Annotated in this window: 24 protein-coding genes, 1 riboswitch and 1 other annotated feature; of the genes, 3 read left to right on the top strand and 21 right to left on the bottom strand. The window is 38.1% G+C overall.

Annotated elements, in window-relative coordinates:
* Nucleotides 1-18: 18 nt before the first annotated feature.
* From ACFCT9_RS10375 to ACFCT9_RS10345, 7 genes are all read right to left on the bottom strand, one after another.
* Nucleotides 19-1,002: a ring-cleaving dioxygenase gene (locus tag ACFCT9_RS10375; RefSeq protein ID WP_412519117.1), complete on the bottom strand. Its 984-nt coding sequence runs from the start codon at nucleotides 1,000-1,002 to the stop codon at nucleotides 19-21.
* Nucleotides 1,003-1,238: 236 nt separating this feature from the next.
* The gene (locus ACFCT9_RS10370; protein ID WP_412519115.1) at nucleotides 1,239-2,042 is read right to left on the bottom strand and encodes a DUF4097 family beta strand repeat-containing protein; all 804 of its coding nucleotides are present in this window, start codon (nucleotides 2,040-2,042) and stop codon (nucleotides 1,239-1,241) included.
* Entirely contained in the window at nucleotides 2,039-2,599 is a 561-nt protein-coding gene (locus ACFCT9_RS10365; protein WP_412519113.1) for an HAAS signaling domain-containing protein, read from the bottom strand. The genes ACFCT9_RS10370 and ACFCT9_RS10365 overlap by 4 nt, the downstream gene beginning before the upstream one ends.
* Nucleotides 2,592-2,915 carry a PadR family transcriptional regulator gene (locus tag ACFCT9_RS10360; protein WP_412519111.1) on the bottom strand — a complete coding sequence of 108 codons (324 nt, stop codon included), beginning with the start codon at nucleotides 2,913-2,915 and terminating at the stop codon, nucleotides 2,592-2,594. The genes ACFCT9_RS10365 and ACFCT9_RS10360 overlap by 8 nt, the downstream gene beginning before the upstream one ends.
* A gap of 219 nt (nucleotides 2,916-3,134) precedes the next feature.
* Complete coding sequence (locus ACFCT9_RS10355; protein ID WP_412519110.1) at nucleotides 3,135-4,259, bottom strand: 5-methyltetrahydropteroyltriglutamate--homocysteine S-methyltransferase; 1,125 nt, start codon at nucleotides 4,257-4,259, stop codon at nucleotides 3,135-3,137.
* 72 nt (nucleotides 4,260-4,331) lie between these two features.
* Nucleotides 4,332-4,566: a binding site (T-box leader), on the bottom strand.
* Between the two features lie 70 nt (nucleotides 4,567-4,636).
* Nucleotides 4,637-5,107: a DUF523 domain-containing protein gene (locus ACFCT9_RS10350; protein WP_412519108.1), complete on the bottom strand. Its 471-nt coding sequence runs from the start codon at nucleotides 5,105-5,107 to the stop codon at nucleotides 4,637-4,639.
* Nucleotides 5,108-5,123: 16 nt separating this feature from the next.
* A complete protein-coding gene (locus ACFCT9_RS10345) occupies nucleotides 5,124-5,306 on the bottom strand; it encodes a hypothetical protein (protein WP_412519107.1) in 183 nt (60 codons plus the stop codon).
* A gap of 75 nt (nucleotides 5,307-5,381) precedes the next feature.
* A riboswitch (SAM riboswitch) is annotated at nucleotides 5,382-5,481 on the bottom strand.
* 611 nt (nucleotides 5,482-6,092) lie between these two features.
* Between ACFCT9_RS10345 and ACFCT9_RS10340 the strand changes: the two genes are divergently transcribed.
* A complete protein-coding gene (locus ACFCT9_RS10340) occupies nucleotides 6,093-6,563 on the top strand; it encodes a thioesterase family protein (RefSeq protein ID WP_412519105.1) in 471 nt (156 codons plus the stop codon).
* Nucleotides 6,564-6,617: 54 nt separating this feature from the next.
* On the opposite strand, the gene ACFCT9_RS10335 is transcribed toward ACFCT9_RS10340, so the two are convergent.
* The 10 genes from ACFCT9_RS10335 to ACFCT9_RS10290 all read right to left on the bottom strand — a co-directional run bounded on the left by ACFCT9_RS10335 (nucleotide 6,618) and on the right by ACFCT9_RS10290 (nucleotide 18,638).
* Nucleotides 6,618-7,400 carry a (S)-acetoin forming diacetyl reductase gene (locus ACFCT9_RS10335; protein WP_412519104.1) on the bottom strand — a complete coding sequence of 261 codons (783 nt, stop codon included), beginning with the start codon at nucleotides 7,398-7,400 and terminating at the stop codon, nucleotides 6,618-6,620.
* A 154-nt stretch (nucleotides 7,401-7,554) separates the two neighbouring features.
* Nucleotides 7,555-8,154: an adenylyl-sulfate kinase gene (cysC, locus tag ACFCT9_RS10330; protein ID WP_412519102.1), complete on the bottom strand. Its 600-nt coding sequence runs from the start codon at nucleotides 8,152-8,154 to the stop codon at nucleotides 7,555-7,557.
* A gap of 2 nt (nucleotides 8,155-8,156) precedes the next feature.
* Nucleotides 8,157-9,356 (bottom strand): sulfate adenylyltransferase, encoded by a 1,200-nt coding sequence (sat, locus tag ACFCT9_RS10325; protein ID WP_412519100.1) that lies wholly within the window; start codon nucleotides 9,354-9,356, stop codon nucleotides 8,157-8,159.
* Nucleotides 9,357-9,374: 18 nt separating this feature from the next.
* The gene (locus tag ACFCT9_RS10320; RefSeq protein ID WP_412519098.1) at nucleotides 9,375-10,286 is read right to left on the bottom strand and encodes a sulfite exporter TauE/SafE family protein; all 912 of its coding nucleotides are present in this window, start codon (nucleotides 10,284-10,286) and stop codon (nucleotides 9,375-9,377) included.
* Nucleotides 10,287-10,423: 137 nt separating this feature from the next.
* Entirely contained in the window at nucleotides 10,424-11,185 is a 762-nt protein-coding gene (gene cobA / locus ACFCT9_RS10315; RefSeq protein ID WP_412519096.1) for a uroporphyrinogen-III C-methyltransferase, read from the bottom strand.
* A gap of 98 nt (nucleotides 11,186-11,283) precedes the next feature.
* Complete coding sequence (locus ACFCT9_RS10310) at nucleotides 11,284-12,990, bottom strand: NADPH-dependent assimilatory sulfite reductase hemoprotein subunit (protein WP_412519094.1); 1,707 nt, start codon at nucleotides 12,988-12,990, stop codon at nucleotides 11,284-11,286.
* An 18-nt stretch (nucleotides 12,991-13,008) separates the two neighbouring features.
* Nucleotides 13,009-14,850 (bottom strand): assimilatory sulfite reductase (NADPH) flavoprotein subunit, encoded by a 1,842-nt coding sequence (locus ACFCT9_RS10305; protein ID WP_412519092.1) that lies wholly within the window; start codon nucleotides 14,848-14,850, stop codon nucleotides 13,009-13,011.
* A 159-nt stretch (nucleotides 14,851-15,009) separates the two neighbouring features.
* Nucleotides 15,010-15,735, bottom strand: a complete 726-nt coding sequence (locus tag ACFCT9_RS10300) for a phosphoadenylyl-sulfate reductase (protein WP_412519090.1) — start codon at nucleotides 15,733-15,735, stop codon at nucleotides 15,010-15,012.
* Nucleotides 15,736-16,015: 280 nt separating this feature from the next.
* Nucleotides 16,016-17,911, bottom strand: coding sequence for a DUF5776 domain-containing protein (locus ACFCT9_RS10295; protein ID WP_412519089.1), 1,896 nt, complete (start codon nucleotides 17,909-17,911; stop codon nucleotides 16,016-16,018).
* A 130-nt stretch (nucleotides 17,912-18,041) separates the two neighbouring features.
* A complete protein-coding gene (locus ACFCT9_RS10290; protein WP_412519087.1) occupies nucleotides 18,042-18,638 on the bottom strand; it encodes a complement inhibitor SCIN family protein in 597 nt (198 codons plus the stop codon).
* A gap of 163 nt (nucleotides 18,639-18,801) precedes the next feature.
* Between ACFCT9_RS10290 and ACFCT9_RS10285 the strand changes: the two genes are divergently transcribed.
* Nucleotides 18,802-19,206 (top strand): NUDIX hydrolase, encoded by a 405-nt coding sequence (locus ACFCT9_RS10285; RefSeq protein WP_412519085.1) that lies wholly within the window; start codon nucleotides 18,802-18,804, stop codon nucleotides 19,204-19,206.
* Nucleotides 19,207-19,362: 156 nt separating this feature from the next.
* Nucleotides 19,363-20,520, top strand: a complete 1,158-nt coding sequence (gene chrA, locus ACFCT9_RS10280) for a chromate efflux transporter (protein WP_412519083.1) — start codon at nucleotides 19,363-19,365, stop codon at nucleotides 20,518-20,520.
* A 72-nt stretch (nucleotides 20,521-20,592) separates the two neighbouring features.
* Here chrA and ACFCT9_RS10275 read toward each other — a convergent pair whose 3' ends face one another.
* From ACFCT9_RS10275 to guaB, 4 genes are all read right to left on the bottom strand, one after another.
* Nucleotides 20,593-21,654 (bottom strand): PTS sugar transporter subunit IIC, encoded by a 1,062-nt coding sequence (locus ACFCT9_RS10275; RefSeq protein ID WP_412521666.1) that lies wholly within the window; start codon nucleotides 21,652-21,654, stop codon nucleotides 20,593-20,595.
* 193 nt (nucleotides 21,655-21,847) lie between these two features.
* Nucleotides 21,848-22,624, bottom strand: a complete 777-nt coding sequence (locus ACFCT9_RS10270) for a VOC family protein (RefSeq protein ID WP_412519082.1) — start codon at nucleotides 22,622-22,624, stop codon at nucleotides 21,848-21,850.
* A gap of 293 nt (nucleotides 22,625-22,917) precedes the next feature.
* Complete coding sequence (gene guaA, locus ACFCT9_RS10265; RefSeq protein ID WP_412519081.1) at nucleotides 22,918-24,459, bottom strand: glutamine-hydrolyzing GMP synthase; 1,542 nt, start codon at nucleotides 24,457-24,459, stop codon at nucleotides 22,918-22,920.
* Between the two features lie 16 nt (nucleotides 24,460-24,475).
* Nucleotides 24,476-25,942, bottom strand: a complete 1,467-nt coding sequence (gene guaB / locus ACFCT9_RS10260) for an IMP dehydrogenase (RefSeq protein ID WP_412519080.1) — start codon at nucleotides 25,940-25,942, stop codon at nucleotides 24,476-24,478.
* Nucleotides 25,943-25,947 lie beyond the last annotated feature (5 nt).

Below are 25,947 nucleotides of genomic sequence, written 5' to 3'. Positions count from 1 at the left end.
CTCCTTAAAGCTAAATGATTAATTTTTACGGCCTGGTTGATTGTGGCGCGTAGTATCAATATGACGCACATCTGCTTCGATTTGTGCGCGATTTGGTTCCAAGAATGGTGGTAATGATAAGATTTCTCCTACTGTTTCGTAAGGTTCGTCTCCCATGAAACCTGGACCATCTGTCGCAATTTCAATTAAGATGCCTGGATAGAATTTAGAATATAATGATTTGAAATAGTAACGTTCTACAAATCCAGAGTTGCCGATTTGATATTTATTCAAACGGTCAATCCATACATCTAATTCATCTTTATCCGCAACACGGAACGCAGTGTGGTGGATTGTACCGAAACCTTGCATACCTGGGTTGCCGCCTAGTTTACGTACAATGACTTGTCCGCCGTTACCGCCTTTACCTGTTTCAAATAAGTGATAGTCGCCTTCTGATGTTACTTCTTTATAACCATATACTTCTTCGAAAATTTGTTTGAATGGTTCGAAACGACTGACGTTTAATTCGATTGGACCTAAACCAACAATCGCATATTCTGCAGGGACTGGCGCATTTTTCCATGCGACACCTGGTTCTACACTATCGTCTGAGTCTGTTTCATCAGAAATCAATGTGTAAAGTTGACCATCAAAGTCTTCAAAGCGTAAGATTTTTTTACCGAATAATTCAGTTGGCGCTTCATGTTTCACGTCAAACTCACTTAAACGGTCATTCCAAAAATCAATCGCCGCATCTGATGGCACACGTAATGTAATACGCGCAATTTCATCTGTGCCATGTGTACCTTTAGGAATACCTGGGAAATCAAAGAATGTCACATCTGTTCCTGCATTACCTTCATCATCCGCAAAGAATAAATGGTACGTATGAATATCATCTTGGTTCACTGTTTTTTTCACTAATCTTAGACCTAATACGTCTGTAAAGAAATCATATATTTTAACTGCATCACTTGTAATTGCTGTAACATGGTGCATACCTTTTAAATTGTTGTTCATTTTAATGTCATCTCCTTATATTTGAATAACTTCCCTTTTCTACTGTTATCTATCTCATTATGAGGAGGTTGTTCTTTTGATATACTTATTATATTTAATATAATAATACTACTTTTAAAATAATGCAAGCATTTATGCTCACACATCCTTTAAACATAGAAAAAAGCCCCAAAATTACGTATTTGGAGCTTGTTTACTATGAATAGCGCTTTATCTGCTTCAGCGCCTTAATTCCTTTAATTCACTTCAACTGTGCCTGTATCTGATTCTAACTCAAGTGTATGTGTCGCATTACCATAGCGTTTCTCTTTTAAATTAGGTTGGTGAATCTCTATATCAGCATCGCCATCATGAATGAGTTTCGTATGCTTTGGTGCCTGCGCATATTCTACTTTAATGTCGCCTGTATCTGATTTCGCTTGGAGGTTCACATCCCCTTTAATACCTTTAATTTCTGTGTCACCCGTATCGTTTTCAGATTTCATATTTTTAAACTGAGTATCTGTGACTTTAATATCACCTGTATCACTTTTAAGATTTAATGTATGAATATCAGAGGTTTTCAATAATAAATCTCCTGTATCCTGCTGACTTTCTAATTGATTTGCTTTTAAACCTTCAATCGTCATATCACCTGTATCATTGTAAATTGTCACATCTGAAAGTTGACGTTCAGGAACCGTAATCGTGATAGTCGCTTGTTTAATATTTCCAAATGTAAAATTAATCGTTGGATTCGGCAGTTTAGACTCAACAACTAACGTATCATTTTCAAGTGCACTTTTAACTTCTGTCTTTCCTTTAACGCCGCCTGACCCTTCAACACTGAAGTGATCACCTTTTTTAATCACGACGTTCGATGTATCGCTATTAATTTTTAAGTTCTTGATTTTCGCATCTTCCTGCTTATAATCTTTGGTGTAATGAATCGGCGTACCATGGTTTTTAAGTTGTTTCTTTCCTTCCACATAGCCCGCAATGCCAAAGCCGACTGTAATGACTAAACCTATACTAAAGATAATCAACAATGCTTTTCTCATGATTGCGCACTTCCTTTCACAACTTTAATATTCCAACGTAAATACTTCATAAAGAGAATATAACTCCATTTATAAGCTAGATACGTCACAGTAAATAACATCAGCCCGATTCCGAAACATGTAAATGAAATGTAGACATCCAACAAAAGAATTTCTCCAAAGCCGTCTATCATACCTTTTACAAGCAAGAATAAAGGCGCTGCTAAGAAAGTGAGGGTCGCAATGCCTAAAGATAATAAAATACTTAATAACGTTGCGATGACAATAGTAATGACGAAGAAGTTCAAAATACTTAGTCCCATGACTGCCAGCACCGCATTCGTCACATTCCCCGCATTACGTGAAGATTCTGCTTTATCTACCGCCGCATTCGCACTCATTTCACGTCCAATATCTTTCGGGTTGCCTAACTCTTGTGAAATTTCATCTTCAGTTTTACCTGCTTCTTTACCACTGATAAAGTGCGTTTCATATTCATTTAAAATGTCTTGGCGTTCTTCTGGTGAAACACGTGTTAAATAACGATTTAACAACTGTAAATATTCTTGTTTACTCATCTCTCTCACTCTCCTCAATAAATAAATCTACAGCTTCTGTAAATGCCTTCCATTCTTCAAGCAGTGCTTCTAAACGTTCTTGACCCGAGTCAGTGATACGGTAGTACTTACGTGCAGGACCTTCTGTCGACGGTTTGAAGTAAGTTGTTAAATAGCCTTCTTTCACTAAACGTCGCATTAAAGGATACACAGTGCCTTCAGCAATTGTGATACGCGGTGTAATCTTTTGTACAAGTGAGTAGCCATACTGATCTTCACCTTGGATAATCAACAGAACCAAGAATTCCAAAGCACCTTTCTTAAATTGTATATTCATAGCAAACCTCCAATACATTATTCAGTACTGTTTAATGTTTAATAGTAGTTCACTTATACTATACCTCTTACTATTAAATAATACAAGGTAGTGATTAAAATTCTTTGTCGGATTCGTGACTTTTGTGAAGTTAAGCTAAAGATAGGCATAAAAAAAGATGAATTTCACAATTAAATGTGAAACTCACCTTTTTTCTCTAATTATAAAATGATATCGCGCTTAACCTTTCACTTTTTCAGGCCATACTTCTTCCGCAACACTTTTGACTAAACGGATTTTCGCCCATTGTTGATCTTCGGTTAAATGATTGCCTTCTTCTGTTGAGGCGAAGCCGCATTGCGTACTTAAAGCTAAGCGTTCTAACGGAATGTATTGTGAAGCTTCTTTAATACGTTGAATCACATCATCTCTGTCTTCTAGTTCCCCATCTTTTGAAGTAATAAGACCTAAAACAACTTGTTTGTCTCCTGACACATGTTGGAGCGGTTCAAACCCACCTGAACGGTCACTGTCATATTCTAAAAGATAAGCATCTACATTTTCTTGATCGAATAAAGGTGAAGCGACACTATCATAAGCCCCTGACGCAAACCACGTTGAACGATAGTTACCACGACAAATATGCGTTTGAACACGCAAGTCTTTAGGCAAACGTTCAATCGTACGGTTATTCACCTCTTTAAACAAATGTTTTAAGCGTTCTTTTTCTTGTTGGTCTCCATTTTTAACATTGATTTCAGTCTGGTCACCTACTAAACGCCCCCATGTAGTGTCATCAAATTGAATTGTTTTTAGACCCGCTTCATACAAATCTTCAACCACCGTTTGATACGCATCCGCAATCGCATCTATTAACGCATCATCTGTTTCATAATATTGACGTGTCTCATTAATATTCTCTTTTCGTGTCAGTTCAGAGAAGAGTCTAGCGGGTGCCGGAACCGTTTGACGTGCTTCGATTCCTTCTGGTGTATGTTCTAATAAGAATTTAAAATGTGCGACAAATGGATGATTGTCTCCTGAAATCGGTCCTGTTAAACGTGCCGTTTCAATACGAGATTGTACCGCATCAAACTCAAAGCCCCCTTCATCTTTGATTGTTGCGACACCCTGTAATCCCCAGAAGAAATCTAAATGCCACCAGCTTCTGCGGAATTCACCATCTGTAATGGATTTCAAACCATTTTCAACTTGTTTATTAATCAATGTTTTAATCTCACGATTTTCTACTTCTGTTAAAGCTTCATGATCAATGGCACCTTTTTCAAACGCTGCACGTGCTTCCTTTAATGCCTCTGGTCTTAGAAAACTTCCTACAATGTCATAACGTAATAATTCACTCATCTTAACTTCCCCCTTGTTTAATATGTATCTTCAAATAATAAAAAAGCCCCCATAAAGCCTATGCTAAAGCTTTACAGGGGCGTAGAATTCGATTCTGCGCGGTACCACCCAGTTTCAAGAAGTCTCTACTTCTCCTCAACAGTACAATCATACTCGAGCAATGGTAACGTATGCTAACACGTGCCAGCCTAACGATTCAGCTGACAGATTCAGAGTCCATTTTCGATATTGTCGAATTACTTTTTCACACCAACCAAAAGCTCTCTGTCAATTCTTCAATATGTACTTTACTCGTCATAATCAATTAATATTATTTGAATTAATCCCAGTCTATAATTAAAAGAATATTCTGTCAATAATAAACTTCCCTACAAATTTCAAAACGATAGAAAACCTAATTGTGCTTTCCAATTAGATTCATCCGCAACCTTAATACCGTGTTTCATGAATAATGCACTACTCACACCGTCACCCGATTTTAGTTCGCCACTAAAGGTTCCGTCATAGATTTTAAACATACCGCAAGACGGACTTTTCGACTTCAAAATCACCGCTGTACATTGATGTGCTTGAAGTATTTCTAATGCCTTTAATGCACCTTGTTTAAATGCATCCGTCACATCTTCACCAGTCGTCGCAACTACCTTTGCGCGACCTTCCCATACATCGAATCCATCTCCTCCAACAATTTCAGCTGGCGGTCTCGGCGTCGTTAACCCACCTAACACTTCAGGACAAATGGCGATGGCCTTGTTCTCTTGAATGAGATGACGTAATTCATCATTTAATTTATGACTCCCATCGTAACGTACATTATCACCAATTAAACACGCACTGATTGCGATCATGAACTTCCCCTCTTTCCTACGCTTCTTCTAACCATTCTTTAATGACTTCTAAAGGAATCATTTGTCTAAGTGTTGATTCAATATCATGAATATGTGCTTTTCTACCTATGCTGCTGGCCATATTCATCGGTTTATAATCTTCCCATTGTTCCAGTTCTTCCATTTTCTCTCTGATTTGCTGCTTAGTGAATGTTGTCATTTTATTTACCACCTTTTTCTCATTTTGGATAAATAAAATAGCCCTCCTTGCAAGAAGAAGCGCTTCACGTACGTCTTCTTATCTTTCAAGTTACCTTGTTGGATTTAGCACGTCACCTGACGGTTGTTGCTGGAGCTTCACAGGGCCAAGTCCCTCCACTCACTCTTAATAAGAACTATTTTATTTATTACTATCATACCGTATCTAAATCAATTTTCAACTTATTTGATAAAGTTTATTGATTCAAAATCAACATAATAAAACGGGTAATTCTAAATATGTTAATTTGTATGTTTCAATAGATGAAATTGTACTCCCTTTTTTAATAATATCTTAACCTTTGCCTCTTTTACTCTCATAAGTTTCTCCTCTTACATGCCCGCATTCTAAGCGCTTTTCCGGGCTTTTACTGTTATTCATCACTTCATATTTTACAACTAAACCATCCTCATCTTGATATGCTGTTATCCTCTTAGTCAAAAACTCCATAAAACCGTTAACTTTACACGCAAAATTATTTTGATTGTAATTATTCTGAAGAATTTATTGGTTATCATGCTTTTCGATAATAACTTTCTTTATACAAAATGGTTGATACTGTATTCTTTATTTTAATTAATGATTCAAATCTATTTTGATTTATGAAATTGTTTCTTCTTGCTTAAGTTAGCCCTGCTTTAATCACTTCATAACGAATACTCTCACACTATAAAGTTGATACGTTTAAACTATAATATCCATTAATATGATACACTGCTATTATACGTACAAAGGGGGCAATTAAATATGGGGTATATCTATACTTATGAAGATAAGGTGCATCCTTCTTGGATTGATCATAATCACCATTTACATGATGCACAGTATTTTTCGATTTTCAGTGATGCAGTCGTCGGTTTCTTTGCGAAAATGGGGTTCTCAATTGATTACCGACAAAAGCATGACACGACAATCTTTAACTTAGAGGCACATATCACGTTTCTAAAGGAAATGTTGTTAGATGAATCATTCAGTGTAGAGGTATATGTTTATGATTATGATCATAAACGTGTTCATTTCTTCTTAAAGATGTTTAATCAAGACAAAGTACCAACCGCTACATATGAAGTGATTATGATGGCGGTTGATAACAAGCAACGTCGAAGCAGTCAGTTTCCTGAATTTGTATTCGACAACATCAAAACGTATTACGATGAACAAGGGGAATTCGAAACACCAAAACAACTCGGTCATGCGATCGGTATTCCTAGAAAATAAAAAAGAAGGCAAGTGCCCTGTTTGAGGTGCACTTGCCTTTCCTTATGTCTTATATTAATTGAAGACCATACCGCCATCGATAATTAAAGCTTGACCGGTCATGTAGTCACTGTCAGGGCCTGCGAGATAAGACACACAAGCTGCCACATCTGAAGGTTCTGACAAACGTTTTAATGCGATATTTTTAGAGAATTGTTCCATACCCCATTCATATGGTTTGCCTGCTTCATCCGCTGTTTTTTGTGCGATATCTTCCATCATCGGTGTTTTAACGATACCCGGACAATACGCATTCACAGTAATACCTTTATCTGCTAAATCACGTGCCGCAGTTTGTGTAATACCACGAATAGCGAATTTAGTTGCGCCATATAATGCTAGGCCAGGGTTTCCGACTTGTCCTGCTTGTGAAGATGCGCTGATAATTTTACCGCCATGTCCGAGAGATTCGAAGGCTTCTACAGCTGCTTGAATACCCCAGAAGACACTGCCTACGTTAACATCAAAGACTTGACGATATTGATCGTACGTGATGGTATCAAGTGGTGTTTGTGGTCCTAATCCTGCATTATTAACAATCACATTGAAATCACCGAAATGATCTTTCACTGTGTTCACTGCCGCAAAGACTTGATCACGGTCTGACACGTCTACTTTTACCGCAATTGCATCATAGCCTTCATCACGTAAGCTTTGTGCTACCGCTTCTGCAGTGGTTTCATTATAATCTGCCACACCTACTTTAAAACCGTCTTCTGCAAGTCTGCGACAAATTGCTTCTCCGATACCTTGTCCGCCGCCTGTTACCATTGCCACTTTATCTCTTACTACTGTCATGTTATTCTACTCTCCTTGTTGTTTTAAATCGTATTGTTCACTTCTATTTTAATCTATTATCAGAATAATCTCAAAACTTAACGTGGCGTATTGTCATAAAAAACATCCCAATCATTAGATGTTTAATCTAACCTTTGGGATGTTTGTGTGATTATTAAATGATTTGTTTGTCTTCTAAGTATTGAATAATTTGTTGTACCGCTTCTTCCACAGAAGTCGTTTCAGTATCCACGACAATTTCCGCATTTTCAGGGGCTTCATAAGGTGCATCAATACCCGTGAAGTTTTTAATTTCTCCTGCACGTGCTTTTTTATACAACTGTTTCGGATCACGCTGTTCACACGTTTCTACACTGGCTTTCGCATAAACTTCAATAAATTCGCCGTCTTCTAAGATGTCACGGACATGATCGCGGTCTTCACGATAAGGTGAAATAAACGCCGTTAATGTAATCAGTCCTGCATCTGCCAATAATTTACTCACTTCGCCAATGCGACGAATATTTTCTTTACGGTCTTCTGGACTAAAGCCAAGATTACTGTTTAAGCCATGACGAATATTATCACCGTCTAAACGATATGCACGAATATGACGTTCATAGAGTGCCTTCTCCAAAGCAACACTGATGGTAGACTTACCTGAACCAGATAATCCCGTAAACCACAGCACCACACTCTTATGGCCATTTTGTGCTTGGCGTTCTGCTTTGGTTACTTCTGAATCATGCCATGTAATGTTTTGTGATTTTGTCATCGTTACGCCTCCTCGTTTTGTTCTCTATGTCTGCGTAAACCACGAATTAAGACTTCCGCAACTTCAGGACGTGAGAATTCTTTTGGTAAGGATTCACCATTACGTAATTTTTCACGTACTTTTGTACCACTTAAATGGACATGATGTTCAGCACCATGCGGGCAAGTTTTTGCGGTCGCCATATTACCGCATTTTTTGCAGTAGAAGGCATGTTCGAATTTCAAAATATGAATGCCGAGTTCATCTTGGTATTTTGTAATGAGTTCTTGGGCTTCATATGTACCATAATAGTCACCCACACCTGCATGGTCACGACCTACAATGAAATGTGTACAGCCATAGTTTTGACGTACAATCGCATGTAATATCGCTTCACGCGGTCCTGCATAACGCATTGCAGCTGGATAAATGGCTAAACGTGCACGGTCTTTAGGATAATAGTGTTTTAAAATCACTTGATAGCTTTCCATGCGTACATCCGCTGGAATATCATCTGCTTTGGTTTCACCGACTAATGGATTCAACAATAAACCATCAACCGTTTCTAGCGCACTTTTTTGAATATATTCATGTGCGCGATGCACTGGGTTACGTGTTTGGAAACCTACGACTGTTTTCCATCCTAAGTCATGGAACATTTGACGCACTTCAATCGGATCTAATTCAAATTCTTCAAATTCGCTATGGTCTGGACGATTTACTAATTGAATCGGACCCGCTAAATAAACCTCGCCTTTATCGTATACTTTTTTAACACCTGGATGTGCCGCTTCTGTTGTACCGTAAACATTTTGCGCTTCTTTTTCTTTATCATATGTGTACTTTTCTTCTAACGTTAAGACCCCATAAAGTTGTTCGTCTTCGCCATAAAGCGCAATTTGTTCACCGATGTCATATTGATCTGCTTCTTCTTGACTTACTGGTAAAGTAATCGGAATACTCCATAATGTGCCATCCGCAAGATGTAAGTTTTCAACGACGTTTTGATAATCCGCTTCTCCCATAAAGCCTGTTAACGGACTGAAGCCGCCGATTGCGATTAATTCTAAGTCAGATAAACTCCATGCATTTAACGTTAAAGCTTTAAATGATGCGGCTGCTTCGATTAAAGCCTCACGTTCTGCACCTTCAAGTTGACGATTAATTAACTTCCCGCCATGCGGTGTATTCGTATGTTCTAAAATTTGTGTTGTTGTAGCCATTTAACTCATCTCCTCTTATTATTTTGCTCTTCCTACTTTATTTGCTTCTTTTTTATGAAAAAAGTTCGGTAATTTACCTTCTTTGCGTAAAATGATGAACAGTAACGCAAACCATCCTACGACGACTGCGATTCTGACAAATGTAATTGCTTCTCCTGGTGCATCAAAAGCTTTTAATAACGTATTACTGTTGGTAAAGATAATTAAACCGCCCACAAAAATACCTAAGACATTCACTGGAATGATTTTCACAAGCCATGCCGCAAAAGGTGCTGCCGCAACGCCGCCGACACTTAGTGCTAAGACTAAGCCCCAGTTAATTAAATGGAGCGGTAAGAAAATCAAGAAACTGATTGACGCCGCAATGGTTACAAAGAACTCACTGATGGAAACACTGCCAATAACATGACGGACATTGATATCACGACGCGCAAGCAGTGCTGAAGTATTCACAGGTCCCCAACCGCCGCCACCAATAGCTGTTAAAAATCCCGCAGTCGCACCAAGCGGGAACATAAATTTATTACTTAATTCTGCGCCTCTTGTCAGCTTCTTTGCCTGTCCGCGCTTAAACGCAAATTGAACTAAAATATAAATACCAATGGTAATCAGGAACAAAGCAACGACAGGTTTAACTAACCCTGCATGCAAATGGCTGACTGCCGCAGCCCCAATGAAAGCTGCCATCGATCCCGGCACCGCTAATTTCAGAATTAAACGCTTATCTGCGTTAGAGAATGTCATGTGTGAGACACCTGATGCTGCTGTTGTCGCTATTTCAGAAAAATGGATTGTCGCTGATACAATGGCAGGCGCTAAACCGAGCGATAACAAAATTGATGATGATGTTACGCCAAAGCCCATGCCGAGAGAACCGTCAACCAGTTGTGCAAAAAAACCTACGAGGGCAATAATTAATAGTTTTCTCATTGTCTTTGCTCCTTTCTTTCAATACTCAAGTTTTTATTGTTAGAATTTTCATTTTATTTACGTTGTGCAATGTAATAGATAGTTATTATTCTTATCTGTTTACAAGGAATTAAAGTTAAAAAAGCCTCATGTTTTTCTTACTGTTGTGCTGCTGTTTGTGCAGAAACCGATTCAAACCAACTGATTTTGTCGCGTAATTCTACCACTTCACCAATCACAATCATCGAAGGATTTTTAAAATCTTTGGCGACCTCTGTAATCGTTTCTAATGTGCCGACTGCAGTTTGTTGCACACCGCTTGTCCCTTGATATACCAATGCGGCAGGTGTATCTTTCGATCTGCCATATTGTATTAATAAGCGACAGATTTCAGGTAATCTGCTGACGCCCATATAAATACAAAGCGTTTCAGGGCCGAGTGCTAAATGTTTCCAATAATCTTCTTTTAACGTTTTTTCCTTGTTGACACCTGTCACAAATGCGACAGAAGAACTATAATCTCGATGTGTCACTGGAATACCAGCGTATGCAGGTGCTGCGATACCTGAGGTAACCCCCGGTACAATTTCAAACGGAATATGATGTTCTGCTAGAACTTCCGCTTCTTCACCACCTCTGCCGAATAAGAAAGGATCTCCACCTTTCAAACGCGTGACTGTGTGTCCTTTACGCGCAAAACTTACCATTAATGCATTGATTTCTACTTGTGGAATTGATAAACCGCTCGGGTCTTTTCCACAATAAATTAACCTTGTATTCGGTTTCGCATATTGAAGTAATGCTTTATTAACGAGGCGATCATATAAAATCACACTGGCTTGTTCAATAGCTTTGACACCTTTCACCGTGATTAAATCCGGATCTCCTGGACCTGCGCCTACGATATATACTTTTACCATTCGATCACCCCTTTGTTTTATTTCGATAATCGTTGTAAATGACACACGAAAGGACGTATCCAAGTGCGTAGACACGCCACTTTCTTATGTCACTGATTTTATCTGAAGTCACGACCATCCGTTACTTTTTCTACAATACCTTTACGAACGACGAAATCACCGAAGTGTTCACCTTTTTCACGTTCTTTACTATATTGTTCTAGAATTGGGCGTAAACTTTCTAAAATTTCTGCTTCGCCAATATTTTCTTTATAGAGTTTATTCAAACGTTCGCCGATAAAGCTGCCGCCTAAATAGAAATTATATTTGCCTGGTGCTTTACCAATAAAGGCAATTTCAGCTAATGCAGGACGTGCACAGCCGTTTGGGCAACCTGTCATACGAATCGTAATTTCTTCTTCTGATAAGCCGAATTCATCTAAAATTTCTTCGATTTTAGTCACTAAAGATGGTAAGTAACGTTCTGATTCTGCCATTGCCAGACCACAAGTCGGGAAGGCTACACAAGCCATAGAGTTACGACGTAAACCGCTGTAATTTTTACCGTCAGTTAAGCCATATTCTTCGATAATCGCATCGATTGCTGCTTTATCTTCTTTCTCAACATTCGCAAAAATCAAGTTTTGGTTTGGCGTCATACGAATTTCGCCTTTATGGATTTGTGCTAATTTCTTAATCGCTGTTTTCAACTTAAAGTCTTCTGTATCTTTAATACGGCCATTTTGAATGAATAATGTATAGTGATATTTGCCTGAACCTTCTACCCAGCCTAAACGGTCACCGTTGCTTTCAAATTCAAATGGTTTCGCATCTTCGATTTCCCAACCTAAACGGCGATTTAATTCTTCACGAATCCAGTCAACACCTTTACGTTCCACTGTGTATTTGAAACGCGCTTGTTGACGGTCTGCACGGTCACCGAAATCACGTTGAATCGTTAAGATTTTTTCACAAACTTCCGGTGCAGTTTCTTTAGGGATATAACCTAATACTTTCCCGACTTGAGGATGTGTTCTTAAGTCATCGTGTTTACTGCCCATACCGCCGCCGACAGTCACTGTGAATCCAGTCAATTCATCATTTTCAACGATACCGATTAAACCGATATCTTGTGAATACACATCAATATCGTTAGAAGGTGGTAACGCAATTCCAATTTTGAATTTACGTGGCAAGTAAGTTTTACCGTACATTGGTTCATGATCTTCTTGCTTAGAATCGATGATTTTTTCACCGTCTAACCAAATTTCATGGTACGCTGTGGTCTTCGGTAATAAGTGTGCACTAATTTTATCAGCAAACGCATTGATTTCACCATACACATCGGATTGGTAGGGATTAGGGTTGCACATGACGTTACGATTGACGTCACCGCACGCTGCGATAGAATCAAGCACAGCTGCGTTAATCGCTTGCATTGATTTTTTTAAATTACGTTTCAAAATGCCGTGATATTGTACGGTTTGGCGTGTCGTCAAACGAATTTGTTCACCCGCATAATCATCTGCTAATTGGTCTAATTTCAACCATTGATCTGTAGAAACGCGCCCCCCAGGAATACGTACACGAATCATGAATGCATATAGCGGTTCTAACTTTTGTTTACGTCGTTCTTGACGTAAGTCACGATCATCTTGCATATAACTGCCGTGGAATTTTAATAACTTCGTATCATCTTCTGCAATGGCGCCAGTCACAGGGTCTTTTAAACCCTGTGCAATGGTACCGCGCAAATAATTGCTTTCGCCTTTATTACGTTCTAAATCATCTAAGCCTTTATATAAATCATTGTTATTCTCAGCCATAATTTGCCTCCTCAAAAATTAATATACGTCACGTTGATAGCGTTTTTCTTTTTTCAATTCTGATAGGTACTCTTCTGATTCTTCCTCAGATAAGCCGCCTTCTTTTTCCAGTACATGAATGATAGCTTGATGTACATCTTTCGCCATGTGTTTTTCATCGCCGCAGACAAAGATTGCTGCGCCGTTTCTCAACCATTCATAGAATTCTGCACTGTTTTCATCGATTAAATGCTGAACATAACGTTTTTCTTCTTGATCACGCGAAAAGGCTAAATCTACTTTTTCTAAGACACCGCTCTTCAACCAATCTTGAATTTCAGTTTGGTATAAGAAGTCTGTTGTAAAGTGCGGGTTACCGAAGAATAACCATGTATTACCTGTTAAATCCAATTCTTCACGCTCTTGTAAAACACTGCGGAACGGCGCAATACCTGTACCTGGTCCAATCATGATGACTGGTGTATGGTCGTCGAATGGGAATTTAAAATTAGGGTTTTTCTTCAAGTAAACTTTTAATTTATCGCCTGGTTCTACACGTTCTGCGAGTTGAACACTGCAGACACCTGAACGCTGACGATTATGCGCTTCATAACGCACTGCACATACAGTAATGTGCACTTCATCTTCATTGGCTTTATGACTGCTTGAAATTGAGTAACTTCTCGCAGGAATTTTTCTTAAGATTTGATGTAATTGGCTCGGTTGGAGTGATTCTGTAGGGAAATCATTCAATAAGTCGATAAAGTCGCGCCCATAGATATAATCTTTCACCCATTCACTATCAGACGCTCTATCTAATAGGTCTTCATTATCGAAAAGCTGTGCAGCACTTTCGATTAATGGTTTGGTTAGCTTTGTAATTTCAAAGTATGATGTCAATGCTTCTTCCAAGGACATTTTGTCACCTTGTGTATTGACAGTAATATCTTTTTCAGCAACCCAATCTTGCATATCGATAATTTCATCTACAAGTTCTGGGTCATTTTCAGGCAAGATATTAATAGAATCACCTGGTGCGTATTCATCGCCATAACCTTCTAATGATAATTCAAGATGACGAACTTCTTTCTCAGAACCGCGCCCTGTTAAATTAATATTTTCTAGGACTTCTGCTTCGTATGGAAATGTTCTTGAATAAATCGGTCCAGAAGCGTCTTCCACAGGCGCATCTTGTGCTTCTTGAACGACCTGTTTCACTTCTTGATCGCCTAATTCATTAATAATGTTTTCAATCCATGCATTCGCAAGTTCTTCAAAATCAATATCACAATCGACACGAGGTAAAATACGCTCAGCGCCGAGTTCTTCTAAACGTGCATCGAAGTCTTTACCTGTTTGACAGAAGAATTCGTAAGATTGATCGCCTAAAGCGAGAACTGAGAAACGCGTACCTTCTAGTTTAGGTGCTTTACGACCATATAAGAATTCATAGAATGATAATGCATTATCCGGCGGATCGCCTTCACCATGTGTTGAAGTGACAATAAGCAAGTCTTCCACATTTTTTAAATCTTTCGTTTTATACTGATCCATTTCAGTCAATGTCGCATCAAAATCATTTTCTTTCAGTTTGCTTTCTAGTAATTCTGCCACCCATTGGGCGTTACCAGATTCAGAACCGAATAAGACAGTAATTTTACGCGGTTCCACAGCTTGCGCTTGTGGTTGTGCAGGTGCTGTTGTTGCTGCGGGTGCCGCTGCGCCTGAAACAGGTGCTTGTGTTGTTGTACCATCATGTACATGTGCTGTTAAATAACCGCTGAGCCAGAGTTTCTGGTCATTTGATAATGATGCTAACGCTTGATTAATGAGTTGTGCCTGTTCATCATTGAACGGACTATTTGTTGCTGATAAATTCAAGTGTCTTCCCCCCATGTAATAGATTTTATTCTTAGCTTTTCAGTAGGAATTGTGTTTAAAAAAATATGCCTGTTTAATACAAGTATAGCCATTGTGCTTTATCAATTCCAACATATCCACTAGGAATTATATACAAAAAAATTAATGATAATCTTTAAATTAAGATTTACGTCCGATATGAAGACCGCATTCTGTTTTCATGTTGTTTTGCCATCTGCCTTCTCTAGAATCTCCGCCTTCAAAAACAGGTGATGTACATGGTGCGCATCCGATACTCGGATAATTTTGATCATGCAAGGCATTATAAGGTAAATCATTTGATTTGATATAATCCCATACATCATCCCAAGTCCAATGGATTAACGGACAAACTTTAATCGATTCAAATCGGTCATCTTTATTCACAAAGTTTGTATTACGTCTCGTTGGAGATTGTTCGCGTCTCAAACCTGACATCCAAGCTGTTTGACCCGTCAATACTTCTTCAAGCGGTTTAACTTTACGAATATAACAACATTGGTTTGGATCTCTGCGCCAAAGATTGCCGCCGTACGCTTGTGCTTGTTGATCAAGTGTCAAATCCGGCTGCTTCATAACAATGTTTAGTTTTGGATATTTGGCTTTAACACGGTCAATTAAATCGTAAGTTTCATCGAAGTGCAGACCCGTGTCTAAAAAGACGATGCGTGCATCTGGTTTCACTTGCGAAATTAAGTTAATCAGAACAATGCCCTCTGCTCCGAAACTGCAAGCATATACAATTTCATCTCCGTAAGTATCATATGCCCATTTCACAACATGATACGCACCTTTTGTTTCATCTGAAACATCTAATGTTTCAAAAGGGTCAGAGGTGAAGTCTGTATAAGTAATTTTAGAAGTCAATAAAATACTCTCCCCTCATAGTATATAGATATAGCACCCTACAATTCAAATTGATACAATGATGTTCGAATTGTCAGAAAATAATTATGTATTGAATCTTACCGTTTTCTCTATCCCCTGTCAACAATATTTATAATAATTTCACAAACTTAATATCCTTCTTTCACTATGCGTTATTTTATACTATTCAGAGTCAATTTCATTTAATTTTTATCGATACTTCAACGCGTTACCATACTATCTTAATAAAAAAAGAAGAAGAGATTTCATTCCCTTCTTCTTAATCAACCACCTGTACAAAATCTCGATTGGCGGTCATAAAATAACCAGATTTAGTTTTTAAACGCGGTGTGCCTCTAGAAGAACATACAATTTTATCAATTTCTATCACGTCGTTTAATTTCGGTTGAACCTCTGCTTCTGTTTTAAAATTACGATCTTCATAGGCCTTACACTTTTTAGTCACTTGAACTTTAGTTGGCAAGTCTACAATATATTGTTCTGATACATCATGCTCTAATTGTTCGACAAAGTTTTTATTCGCAGTAATTAAATTGCCGTCTGTTAATACTAAACGTGGCGTACCTTTTTTCGAATACTGTATCTCTGATACATTAAACACTTCACCCTTTTCCATCGAATGAGCTTGTTCTTGTGTAAATTCTGTATCACCGTATACTTTGAATTTCTTAATCGCCCATACTTTGCTAGGACACTCAGTAAAGTACTTCGTCGTATCCACATCACGAGACGTATCTGAAGTTTGTTTTGGTTGTTTAGCAACATATTCTACTTTCTGTCCTTGTCTTTTTAAAGCATGACCTTCCACTACACTTGGCAACATCATATGCACTAAAAATGGTTTGTAGTGATCATAAACAACTTGCAGATTATAATCGAAGTCAACGTTTAACGCATCTGATGGAATCCAGAGTTGATTATTTTGTTGTTCAAACGGGACATTTTGGATTACTGATTCATCTGAAAGTTTCACTAAATTCACTGCACTGACTTCTGTTGTATCCGCTTTATAAAGCATAATAGCTTCATAAAATCGATTATTTTGAAGATGCGTGCCATTATAGACCGCATAGAATGGTTCATATAATGGCGCAATACTTTGTAAGTCTTCTGGCAAGTGATAGTACACAAGTCCATCAGCAATATAATGCGGTGCATGTATACCTTCGCTTAATAACGTAATCAATGTCTCTACTTTTTCATGATCTCGACTTAATAAACATGCACATACTTTCTCATATTTCGGTTCAGTCAAATAGTCTCTAATTGCTAAACCGCGTTCATCTAAAGTCGAAACTAAGCGATGAAACGCCTCATAAAACTGCGCTTTCTCTGTGCTTTTTAAGAATCGGCGATTCATAAATAAGCGCGATAAATAATCCATTTCTACAATCCGGCTTATCGCATGTTTGCGTGCAGTCTCCGGGATGTCTAAATCTAATAGTTTTTTCAATACTTCTAAATTAAAATCGGTTTTTTCGAAAATATCTGTTTCACTAACCAATGATTGATTTTCTCCATAGCGGTTCACATGATAAACAACGACGTCATTCATTGCGGCTGTTTCAGCATGTGCAATCACTTCAGTGAAAAACAACTTATCTTCTCCATATTTCATCGGTTCAAAATCAATGTGATGTTCTGAAATCACAGATTGCTTAATAATCTTGCCTGGCGGCCCTACGGCACGAAAGATTTTATCGATTTCGTAAGGTACAAGTCCTTCTTGCTTTGTATAAGCACTAAAACGTGCGATTTGGCTAATCGCATGATCTTTATGTTTTAAACTTTGGCCGAACACTATATCACTTTGTGTCGTTACTGCTTGATTAAGTAATTTCGGAAATCCTTCTGTATCTAGCCAATCATCAGCATCTAAAAAGGTAATATAAGTACCTTCAGCCGCTTCTATCCCCACATTTCTTGGTTTGGCAGGACTGCCGCTATTTTCTTCTAACTCAATCACACGCATATAATCACGTGTTCGTTCAAATTCTTTTAATTGTTCCAATGAACCATCGGTTGAAACATCATCAACAAAAATCGCTTCTACTTCCTCATGATTCAACTTTAATTCATCAATAGATGTCAAACATTGTCGTAAAAACTGCGCTTTATTATAGACTGGAACAATAATTGATAAGGTTTTAGACATAACACTCACTCCCTTAGATGCTGTCTACCATTAATTATGTTTACCCTTATAGTGCTCAACTAAAAAGTGAAAGCCAAAAAACACAGCAACCTTCTAGCGATTACTGTGTCAAAATACTTATATTTGCTTATTATCGTTGCGCTGTTATAGCTTTATACGCTTCTACCTTTTGAATCGCTTGCTGAACTTCATGAATCGCATTCACTAATTCAAAATCTGGTGTTGTTTGGCTTAATACACTGTGTGCTTTTGAAACGGTTTGTTTTAATTGTGCTTCATCTTGGTTCATTGACAAATGGCTTTCCGTTAACAAGCTGTTTGCCTTTGTGATTAAACTTTGCAGTTCAGCCTTTTTGTTTTGTAAGTCTGCACTGCCTTTTTCAGTTTGCAGGTGTAATTGAAATACCTCATTATAGATGACTGAAAGTTTGTTAATCGCTGTCACAACTTGCGAATCATTATTAGATTTTTGTTGTTTTTTCGCGAAATGAATGGCTTGGTTTAATTTATTTTGATAGAACGTCGCACCTGATTCTTTCGCCATTGCTTTGTAGTAGTGACTTGCGTTCAATAAGTTAGTTAAGTTTTCTTTGGGTTGTACACTGTAATCTCGGAATTCATGTGCGCCAAATGTGGCAGCTTGTGCTTGATTTGAATATACATGTGCGCCAGCTGATCCAAGTAATACGCTTGCTAAGCCTGTCAGTAAAAATTGTTTAAAATTCATAGTTGTTGTCTCCTTCAATTTATATGTTTTTATTATATGTCAGTTATACGCTAAAATTGAATTAACTAATTATTAACTATAAATTATCTTTTGCATAATTTTAGACATAAAGTGTTCACTTTCAGACGCTGACCGTCTATGCATTAAACGAGGAGGAAGAACATTGACCCCTAAACATATTGTTTCTGCGTCATGTGTTGTTATGAACGAGGAAAATCAAATACTTTTAATCAAAAGTCCTTTGCGAGGATGGGAAATTCCTGGCGGGCAAATAGAAAACGGTGAAACAATCCGAGAAGGTGTCATTCGTGAAGTGAAAGAAGAAGCCGGCGTCAACATCAAACTCACGACATACTGTGGTGTCTTTCAAAACACTGAACACAGTATCATCAATCATTTGTTTAAAGGAATCTATACTGATGGCACACTTACAACGAGTGATGAAAGCTTGGAAGTTGGATTCTATACCTATGAAGAAGTTATGGAAAAAGTAACTTGGGGGAATTTCACAGAGCGGATTCGTTTATGTTGCGAGGAAGATGCGCAGCCTTTCTTAGTGTCTTTTTAAGATATAAACACGACAACTCTAACAGAAAAGACAGCCATTCAAATTCTTCACAAATTTTACAAAAACCACACCTCACCTTTACGTATTTCGCAATATAATGAAGACTAACGCAAAACTATAAGTTAATTTAATTTAATTTTGTATAAGGAGCAGCCTATGTCTCATTATTTCACTATTTTTATCGTGGCTCTCAAGCTTGGTTTAATGTCCTTTGGCGGCCCGACGGCACACTTAGGTTACTTTTATGATGAGTATGTGAAGAAAAGAAAATGGTTAGATGAAAGTGAATACTCTGACTTAGTCGCACTATGCCAATTCCTTCCTGGACCTGCCAGCAGCCAAGTCGGTATCGGAATAGGAACTATCAGAGGCGGCGTTTTAGGGGGTATCCTCGCTTTCTTAGGATTTACGATGCCTTCAGTAATTGTCTTAATGCTGTTTTCTGCTTTATTTGTGAATGGCACAGCACACTTCACTTGGATGCAGGGATTAAAGCTGGTTGCTGTCGCAATTGTGGCACAAGCCATTATCGGTATAGGCAAAAAATTAACCAATACAAAAACAACCATCGCATTGGCCATGTTTGTGTTGGCACTTTCATTACTGATTAACAGTATATTCATTCAAGTGATTGCTTTGACGATAACTGGATTATACGGTGTCTTATTCCTCAAGCCTGCATCTATGCCAGAGTCTAATACTAAAACATTCTATTTACCAAAAAGATTAGGTGTTATTTCTTTATCATTATTTGTTTCTTTGCTCGTTGTATTACCAATCTTAAGCGCAACAACACAAAACATTTGGATTAAAATGTTTGATAGTTTTTATCGTTCTGGTTCACTTGTATTTGGTGGCGGTCATGTTGTACTACCGCTGTTAGAAAAGGAATTTGTACCGCAAGGTCTTATCTCTTCTGATCATTTCATTACAGGTTATGCGGCGGCGCAAGCTGTACCTGGACCATTATTTACTTTTGCGTCTTATATTGGCACAAATATCGGAGGCATTTTAGGAGGATTGCTTGCGACATTCGCAATCTTTTTACCGGCTTTTTTATTATTGTTTGGTGTCTTGCCATTTTGGGATAGTTTTAAATCTAATCTTTATGCGAGAGGTTTTTTGAAAGGGATCAGCGCAGGTGTGGTTGGTATTTTAATCGCAGCATTCTATCAACCCATTTGGACTTCTACGGTTAAACAACCTTTAGACTTCACTTTCGCCAGTATATTATTTGTCTTGTTGGCTTATTTTAAACTGCCTTCGTGGGCCATCGTACTTATCGGAATTGGAATAGGTGTTCTGTTCTATTAAACAATAAATTTACAGCACTAAAAAAACAACACACATCAGGTGATTACCTTTTGTGTGTTGTTTTCTGCTTACTTATGCTTCTTTCATGGTTGGTTTTGCATTGTTTTTGATAATTTTGGATTCGTAACCTGTCACTTCACTATTACGAATTGGATAGTTTCTAAAGACATATGACATAATCCAACCGACCACAAAGCAAATTGCAGCTGCAATAGCAGCGTATTTTAAGACCTCAAGTGCTGGGTTGAAACCAAACATCACGAGAATACCTGGTGTCGGTGCTGCGGTACCTGGCGCATCATTGACTAATCCTGAGTAAGCAATGACCATACCAGCCAGTCCGCCGCCGATAAAGTTCGTCACGTAGATTGGCACTGGGTTAGAAGACACTAAATCTGCCTTTGACAGTGGTTCAATTGCAATAGAAATGACTGATTTCAAGTTACCGATTTTCAATCGGTGTAGTAACGTTGTATTCATGAAGCTAGACGCAAATGCTGTTAAAGCAGCAACGGCCATTGGTACACCTGTTAAGCCTAACATTGCTGTTAAAGCCATAGAACTTAGCGGTGATGTGCCGACAACCGTCACAATACCACCAAGAATCAGACCCATCAACAATGGACTCGTATTCATCGCCACATCGATAATACCACCGATTTTTAGTAGCGATCCGTCAACTAACGGCGTGAACCAGACCCCTAATAAACGTCCAATTGGAATACAGAATAATACTACAATAATAAAGTCCATACCATTTGTAATTTTCTTTTCAATAAAGCGAATCACAAATGACATCAGGTATGCCGCAAATAATGCAGGAATCAGCCCGATTTCCGCAAATGCGACCGCAAGCAACGCTGAGTTTTGTGGATTGATCTTTCTTGATAATGCAACTAGGAAAGCGACAATGACCCCACTCAATGTCCCGGCTAAACTACCCGTTTCCTTTAAAAACTTAATATCTAAAATATCTCCCAATACAAACCCTTGCAGCGCTTCTACTAAGAATGTAGCAATCGCTGCTGTTGCTAAAGCCCCCATGACTGCGCGCCCATCTGGCGCATAATACGTGAACACAGTGAAAAATACTAAAATGAGCAATAATAAACCTGTACCGATTAATATATCTATTTTGCACAGCCCCTTTGTTATTATATGTCCATTCAAGTTTATACCTTTTAGCACATGAAAGCAAATGAATATTTTGTTTATTTAGACTTTTCGAAATTATAAATACAAATATCCAGAATTATATTGCCTTTAAAAAAGACTGAATAAAAAACTCTCCCGTATCATCTATCATGACACTATGGAGAGCAGATCATTAATTTTTTGATTGATTAATTGTTAAATTTAATCCTTCAGGTGTTTTATGCTTTTCTATATTTTTATTGGCATCTACAATGTTAAAGGCAGTCAATCCATATGTGTTTTCAGCATCTTTTAGTGGTTGATTCGACTGCCAAGTATTAATGGCTAAATGGTGATGGTATTTCTGGTCAGATAAGAATAATGCAGATGCAATTTGAAATCCTAATTGAAGGTAGAATTCACTTGAAGCGCTTAAATCATGTGTTTTCAAATGGAGATGTCCTATTTTCGCTTTAGCAGGCATGTCTTCCCATTTTGTTTCTCCCGCTTCAGCTAAAATACGTGGGACATCTAATTGCAGCGTATCCATGACTACTAGTTCATTCTGCCATTGCCATGATTCAGATGGACGGTCGATGTACACTTCAATACCGTTACCTTCTAAATCATTAAAATAAATGGCTTCGCTGACAAGATGATCTCCCCCAGCAATAGGTACCTTTTCATCTGAAAGATGTTTAATTAGCGCTCCTAGTTGTGTAACATCACTTAATAAAAATGCAATATGGAATAACCCTGCTTCTGTCTTACTCGCAAAGCGTCCATTATCTAGTTGTTTTAAGACAACCTCATGACCATCCTCACCCACAGCTAAAACTGTTTGTGTTGATGTGGATGTCATAACTTTAAGACCTAATATATGATGATAAAAATCAGTTTGACGTTTTATATCTGCGACATTTATTTCAATTCGATTAACATGTTTGATTGTTGATTGATGAAAGTTCATATTGTTACCTCTCTTTTTATAAGTATAATAATTATACCTCTAAAAAGAAGAAATTGCTTAAAAAAATACTTGAGGCTTTTACTTATCTTTTTTCATCCAATAAAAGTTCCCAATAACGATTCGCTGTAGTTATCGGGCTCGGTGTTTATCATGTTAGCATCATATTTGTTACTTAATTAATGACACATACGTTCACTTTTGAGAATTCGTGTCCATTTTCATGATGAATTTACCTTAAAAAAACCCTCTAACCATTGTGGTTAAAGGGTTTTCGTTTTATATATTATAACTGATTATTCCCACTCGATGGTGCTTGGTGGCTTAGAAGTAACATCATAGACCACTCTGTTGACGTGATCTACTTCGTTTACGATACGGCTTGAAATCTTTTGTAAGACTTCCCAGTCGATACGTGCAAAGTCACTTGTCATACCGTCAATTGAAGTTACGGCACGGATACCGATTGTATAGTCATACGTACGGTAATCACCCATGACACCTACTGAACGCATGCCTGGTAGTACTGTGAAGTATTGCCAGATTTCACGTTCTAAACCTTCTTCACGAATGACTTCTCTTAAGATAGCGTCTGATTCGCGGACGATTTCTAATTTTTCTTCAGTGATTTCACCTAGAACGCGGATACCAAGTCCTGGACCTGGGAATGGTTGTCTCCAAACTAAGTGTTCAGGGATACCAAGTTCGATACCTAAAGCACGCACTTCGTCTTTGAATAATGTATTGATTGGTTCAATTAATTCAAATTGCATATCTTCAGGTAATCCACCTACGTTATGGTGAGATTTAATAGTTTGTGCTGTTTTTGTACCTGATTCGATAACGTCAGTGTAAAGTGTACCTTGTGCAAGGAAGTCTACACCTTTTAATTTTGATGCTTCATCGTCGAAGACATAAACGAATTCATTACCGATGATTTTACGTTTTTGTTCAGGATCAGAAACGCCTTTCAATTTATCCATGAAGCGATCTTTCGCATTCACACGGATGATGTTCATGTTGAAACCTTCACCGAATTGTTCCATAACCATATCGCCTTCGCCTTTACGAAGTAAACCGTGGTCTACGAAGATACAAGTTAATTGATCGCCGATCGCTTTATGCAAGAGCACTGCAACGACTGAAGAGTCGACACCGCCGCTCATTGCGCAAAGGACTTTACGGTCTCCGACTTGTTCACGGATTTTTTCGATTTCTAACTCAATGAAGTTTTCCATTGTCCATTCGCCTGTACATTCACATACACGACGTACGAAGTTACGTAAAATATCATTACCAAATTCAGTATGACGTACTTCTGGGTGGAATTGAACACCGTAGATACGGCGTTCTTTATCTTCGATTGCTGCGTAAGGTGTGCTTGGGCTGTCTGCGATAGATTCAAAGCCTTCTGGAATTTCGATAACTTTATCTGAGTGACTCATCCATACTGTTTGCTCTTCTGGTAAACCAAAGAAGATTTCATCAGATTTCGCACGGATAATTGCTTTACCGTATTCACGTTCATTCGCACGCTCTACTTTTCCGCCTAATAGTTTCGTTGTTAACTGCATACCATAACAAATACCAAGTACAGGTACGCCTAAATTGAAGATTTCAGGATCGATTGTGTAAGAACCTTCTTCGTATACTGAGTTTGGTCCACCTGATAAGATGATACCTTTTGGATTCATCTTTTTAATTTCTTCAATTGAAATTTCATGGTCGTGCAACTCACTGTACACACCCATTTCACGAATACGACGTGTAATTAATTGGTTATATTGGCTACCAAAGTCTAATACAAGAATTAACTCTTGTTCTTTCGCCATTTCCATAAATCAGTTTCTCCTTTTATCTTGAGTAGTTTGGTGATTCTTTTGTGATTTGGATATTGTGTGGGTGGCTTTCTGCTAAACCAGCAGGTCCCATACGCGTAAACATTGCTTCTTCACGTAATTCTTTTAAGTTGTGAGAGCCTGTATAACCCATACCGCTTCTCACACCGCCCATCAATTGATAGATGTTGTCTTGTAATAAACCTTTGTATGCGATACGGCCTTCAATACCTTCTGGAACGTATTTTTTAGGTGTTTTATCTTCTTGGAAGTAACGGTCATTTGAACCACTTTCCATTGCACCTAATGAGCCCATACCACGGTATGTTTTGTATTGTCTGCCTTGGAAGATTTCAGTTTCGCCTGGGCTTTCTTCAGTACCTGCAAGCAAGCTGCCTAACATTACTGCGTGTCCGCCAGCTGCTAATGCTTTGACAACATCGCCAGAGTATTTGATACCGCCATCAGCGATGATTGCTTTGCCATGTTTACGTGCTTCAGTTGCACAATCGTATACTGCAGTGATTTGAGGTACCCCAACACCTGCAACAATACGTGTTGTACAAATTGAACCAGGTCCGATACCTACTTTAACAACATCTGCGCCAGCTTCAAATAATGCTTTTGTTGCTTCAGCAGTCGCAACGTTACCTGCGATAACTGTTACTTCTGGATATTTAGCTTTGATATGTTTCACTTGATCGATAACACCTTTAGAGTGACCATGTGCAGTATCGATAACTAATGCGTCCACACCAGCTTCTACTAATTTTTCTGCGCGGATATCAGTATCTTTAGAAATACCGATAGCTGCTGCACATAATAAGCGACCTTGTGCATCTTTCGCAGCGTTTGGATATTCATGAACTTTTTCAATATCTTTAATAGTGATAAGTCCTTCTAATTTTCCATTTTCAGTTAATGGTAATTTTTCGATTTTATGTTTTTGTAAGATTTTTTCTGCTTCGTCTAAAGTTGTGCCGACTGGAGCTGTGATTAAGTCTTCTTTTGTCATGACATCTGAAATTCTAATTGAGAAATCTTCAATAAAACGTAAGTCACGATTTGTGAGAATACCAACGAGGTTGCGGTCTTCTTTATTGTCTACGATCGGTACACCTGAAATACGGTATTTACCCATTAAGGCTTCAGCTTCATAAACTTTTTCTTCTGGTGTTAAGTAAAACGGATTTGAAATAACACCATTTTCAGAACGTTTAACTTTTTGTACTTCATCAGCTTGATCTTCGATGTTCATATTTTTGTGAACAACACCAAGACCACCTTGTCTTGCCATAGCAATTGCCATTTTTGACTCAGTTACAGTGTCCATACCTGCTGAGATAACTGGAATTTTCAATTTGATTCTGTCTGATAACTCAACACTTAAGTCAACTTCCTTAGGTAATACATCAGACTCCGCTGGAATTAACAGTACATCATCGAACGTCAAAGATTCTTTAGCAAATTTATTTTCCCACATTGAAT

It is taken from the genome of Staphylococcus simulans, assembly GCF_047037175.1.
GTDB lineage: Bacteria > Bacillota > Bacilli > Staphylococcales > Staphylococcaceae > Staphylococcus > Staphylococcus simulans_C.
The sequence above is the reverse complement of the archived record's forward strand: the minus strand, read 5'-3'. Positions and strand labels throughout refer to the sequence as shown.